Consider the following 4,130-nt stretch of genomic DNA (forward strand, 5'->3'; position numbering starts at 1 on the left):
GGCACCGACGCCGTGCGCGTCGACGTTCCACTCGACGAGCTGCAGGCGATCACCCCGTCGAGTCCTCGCGCGCAAGGACGCGAGGTGCTGCGGCTCGAAGTGAACGTGCCGAGTCCGCTTCTCGCCGACGGCCTCGTACTGGTGGACACGCCGGGCGTCGGTGGTCACGGAAACCCGCACGCAGCAGGAACTCTCGGGCTGATTCCGTCGGCAGATGCCGTGCTCGTCGTCTCCGATGCGAGTCGCGAGTTCACCGAGCCCGAAATCTCTTTTCTCCGTCAGGTTCTCGGCCTCTGTCCTACCGTTGCAGTCCTGATCACGAAAACCGATCTGTATCCGCACTGGCGGCAGATCGTCGAGGCGAACCGTGGACACCTTCAGCGTGAAGGCCTCGAGGTTCCGATGCTTCCGTTGTCCTCGCTCCTCCGTTCGCACGCGCTGCGGCTCGACGACGACGAACTGAACGTCGAGTCCGGCTTTCCGGAGCTCTACACATTTCTGCGAGAGCAGGTCGTGTCCCGCGCCGATGCCACGACTCGGTCCGCAGTGTCGCTCGACATCCGATCCGTCACAGAGCATCTCACTCTTGCAATGGGAAGCGAACTGGCGGCGTTGCGTGACCCCGATCGCGCCGCAGCGGCGGTGGCGGGTCTGCAACGGGCCAAGTCCGCGGCCGAGGAACTGCACAAGAAGACCTCGCAGTGGCAACAGACCCTCGCCGACGGCATCGCCGACCTGGCGTCGGACATCGACCACGACCTGCGTGATCGGCTTCGTCGCGTCACACGGGAGGCCGAGGAGACCGTCGACGAGGGCGATCCCGGATCCGATTGGCTCGAACTCGGCGACTGGCTGGAGGAGCAGATCGCGACCTCGGTCGGCGACAATTTCGTGTGGGCTCACGAGCGTGCTCTGTGGCTCGCCGAGCTCGTTGCAGATCATTTCGCAGCCGCAGGTGCCACTCAGCTCCCCGATCTCGATCTAGGTGACCTCGACAATGTGCTCGATCCGGTTGCCTCCCTTGCAGATTTGGAGAGCGGGAAGATCGGGATCACCCAGAAGGTCCTCGTCGGAATGCGAGGATCGTACGGCGGCGTCCTGATGTTCGGACTGATCACCACCTTCGTCGGTCTGAGCCTGCTCAACCCCATCTCGATCGGCGCCGGAGTTCTCCTCGGCACGAAGGCTTACAAGGAAGACAAGGAGAATCGGGTTCGAGCGCGGCGGGCCGAGGCCAAGATGGCCATCCGCAGGTTCACCGACGACGTCAGCTTCCAGGTCGGCAAGGAGTCGAAAGATCGGCTGCGTCAGATTCAGCGCGTTCTTCGGGATCATTTCACCTCGATCGCCGAGCAGACACTGCGATCGTTGAACGATTCGCTGCGCGCTGCGCAGGAAGCTGCGAAAGTCGAGTCGACCGAACGTGCCGCGCGCACAGCGCAGTTGGATCGGGAGATGAAGGTCGTCGCGGAACTCAACGAGCGGGCGGCCGCTCTCGTCGGCCCGAAAGACGTGGTGAAGTGACAGCGCTCGCCGACGCCCGTGCTCTGATCGCTGCCGCACGAACTGCGTACTCCATCGATACCTACGCGGCGGCGACGCTGACCGAATGCCTCGACCGGCTCGATCAACCGCTGCGCGTCGCGCTGGCCGGATCGTTGAAGGCGGGTAAGTCGACGCTGCTCAATTCGCTTGTCGGACAGGATATTGCGCCGACGGATGCGACAGAGTGCACCAAAGTCGTGACGTGGTACCGCAGCGGCGCAACCCCGAGCGTGACGGCCTGGTACGACGGCAACCGTTCGGCGCACGTCCCCGTCCAGCGCCGGAGCGGTCGGTTGACGTTCGACCTGGGGGAGCTGACGGCAGCGCAGGTGGATCGCCTCGACGTCGAATGGCCGGCACGGACATTGACCCAGACGACGATCATCGACACCCCGGGAACCTCGTCGCTCTCACGTGATGTGTCCGCGCGCACTCTGTCGATGCTGACGCCGGAGAACGCTTCCTCCGGCGCCGACGCAGTCGTGTATCTGCTGCGCACGCTGAACGCGACGGACGTGTCGTTTCTGAGCCAGATCGGGTCGCATGTGGGCGGGGAATCAGGCCCGCTCGGTGTCGTCGGCGTCGTATCGCGTGCCGACGAGGTCGGTGGCGGTCGCATGGACGCAATGATGTCGGCCAGGGATGTCGCCGCTCGATTCGCCTCGGAGTTGGAGGCGACCGGGCTGTGTCAGGCCGTGGTGCCGGTTGCGGGATTGCTGGCACTGGCCGCAGAAACGATGCGGCAAACCGAGTTCGCGGCATTCGAAGTTCTGGCTCAGGTGCCGGACGACGACCTGCAGATGGCCATGCTGTCCGCGGACCGCTTTTCGCGACCGGGTCTGCTGCCGGTCGATTCGGAGCTGCGGGCGTCGATCGTCGACCGCTTCGGATTGTTCGGCATCAGAATGGCCGTCACGTTGATCAAGCTCGGTGTTCGCGACTCTCCTACGCTCGCAGCCGAACTGGTGGAGCGTAGCGGACTCGATGAGCTGCGCTCGGTTATCGACGTTCAATTCGGCCAGCGTGCCGATCAGTTGAAGTTGCACTCGGCACTGGTGGCGCTCCAGCGCACACTCGAGGCACGACCGATCGCCGAATCGGCGGCGTTCCGTGCCGAAGCCGGGCGAATGCTCGCCGATGTGCACGGCTTTCAGGAGCTGCGACTGCTGGGCCGGATGCGGTCGACCAAGCCGAAGCTCCCCGAGACCGAACTCGCCGAACTGCACAGACTGATCGGCGGATTCGGAATCGACTCGTCGACGCGCTTGGGGCTGAGTCCCGACGCGGGACCGACCGAGCGCTACGACGCGGCAATCGGTGCGGCGTGGAAGTGGCGGCGGCTGTCCGAGCATCCACTGCTCGATCAGTTCACCTCGCGGGCTTGCGCGGTGGCTGCCCGCAGCGCGGAGGGGATTGCGGCTGCGCCTCCCGTGCGTGCATAGCTACTTTCGACGGTAGATGCGCGGGCCTTGTCTTCGTGCCGGGTCTACTTTCGTGCCAGGGCCGTTCCAGCCGCCACCGTCGCGATGGCCGCGAGGCCCGCACCGAGAAGCGGTCCCCAACGCAGTGCGCCCGCTGCGAGGTCGCCGGCGTCGGCTGTGAAGGTCCAGAACAGCATGCATGCGCCCGCGGTGGCCAACCCGGCAATCAGCAGGATGATCCCGGCCAGAGTCTTCCTCGCCGACGCGAGAGAGAGCCCCACACCTGCCACCAGAAGAAGCGTGACTGCGACCGCTGCACTGCCGAGAACGGTCACGGTGACGGTGTCTGCGACCTCGGTTGCCGTGGCACCCGAGCTGTCCTTCGACACCGTCGTTTCCAGCGCATCGCGTACGGCGTCGTAGTTCAGTGCAACGACGGCTGCGATCCCGAGAACGACGAGCGCCACAGCCGCCCACGCTGCGAGCGTCACTCGGAAGGCGACCGGGGGGCGCGCCGGCTCGTCCCTCGGTCGCAGCGGTCGAACTGCGAACTCCGGTCGTTCCGGCTGCGGCCGCGGTACTGGGTCCGGGCGACGATGGCTGGCGGGATCGGTCACAACTGTCGATCCTATCGGCGACTGCGTGCCGACGTGGCACGCGGCGCAACGTCAGCGCAGGATCACCGGCACTCCCTGGTACGGGCCGAGAGTCATCGGGAAGCTGTTCAACTCGTCGACCACGCCGATATCGGAATCGTCGAACATGTCGAAGACCCCGGCGCCGGGCGTCAGGTGCTTGGACTGAATCGTCGCGGCCACCTCGTCGGAGGAGAAGTTGATGACGGTCGCCTGGATCGCGCCCTGTGCAAGCTCGTGTACCAGAACCAGCAATCCCTTGTGGGACACCGTAGGAACGTCGAGCTGTTGCGCTGTCGCGATGCCGTACCTGTTGCGCAGCTCGATGATATGAGCCAGTCGGCGAGCGAACGAGTTGGAGTCCTTCAACTGTTCGGGAAGCGAACCGTACAGGCTGCGACCACGCGGTATGCCGGATTCGGAGCGTACGGCGTCGGGAAAGCTGTTCATCAGGTCGTGGGCGCCGCGGTTGAGCCAGCGGGTGTCACCCTCGCGAATCAGTTCGGCCACGTCGTCGGCGTCGATCGGA

General features: G+C 65.2%; 3 protein-coding genes and 1 pseudogene. 2 read left to right on the forward strand and 2 right to left on the reverse strand.

Annotated elements, in window-relative coordinates:
- Together A2J03_RS10240 and A2J03_RS10245 are read left to right on the forward strand one after the other, a co-directional pair.
- The coding region (locus A2J03_RS10240) for an Isoniazid-inducible protein iniA (protein WP_068372991.1) at nucleotides 1-1,524 on the forward strand (1,524 nt) is incomplete at its 5' end.
- On the forward strand, nucleotides 1,521-2,987 hold the full coding sequence (locus A2J03_RS10245; RefSeq protein WP_068372993.1) for a dynamin family protein: 1,467 nt from the start codon (nucleotides 1,521-1,523) through the stop codon (nucleotides 2,985-2,987). The genes A2J03_RS10240 and A2J03_RS10245, both read left to right, overlap by 4 nt.
- A 44-nt stretch (nucleotides 2,988-3,031) precedes the next feature.
- On the opposite strand, the gene A2J03_RS10250 is transcribed toward A2J03_RS10245, so the two are convergent.
- Nucleotides 3,032-3,583: a hypothetical protein gene (locus A2J03_RS10250; RefSeq protein WP_068372995.1), complete on the reverse strand. Its 552-nt coding sequence runs from the start codon at nucleotides 3,581-3,583 to the stop codon at nucleotides 3,032-3,034.
- A gap of 51 nt (nucleotides 3,584-3,634) precedes the next feature.
- Nucleotides 3,635-4,130 (reverse strand): annotated as a pseudogene (locus A2J03_RS10255) (maltose alpha-D-glucosyltransferase); the annotation flags it as partial.

The organism is Rhodococcus sp. EPR-157 (assembly GCF_001647195.1).
GTDB lineage: Bacteria > Actinomycetota > Actinomycetes > Mycobacteriales > Mycobacteriaceae > Rhodococcoides.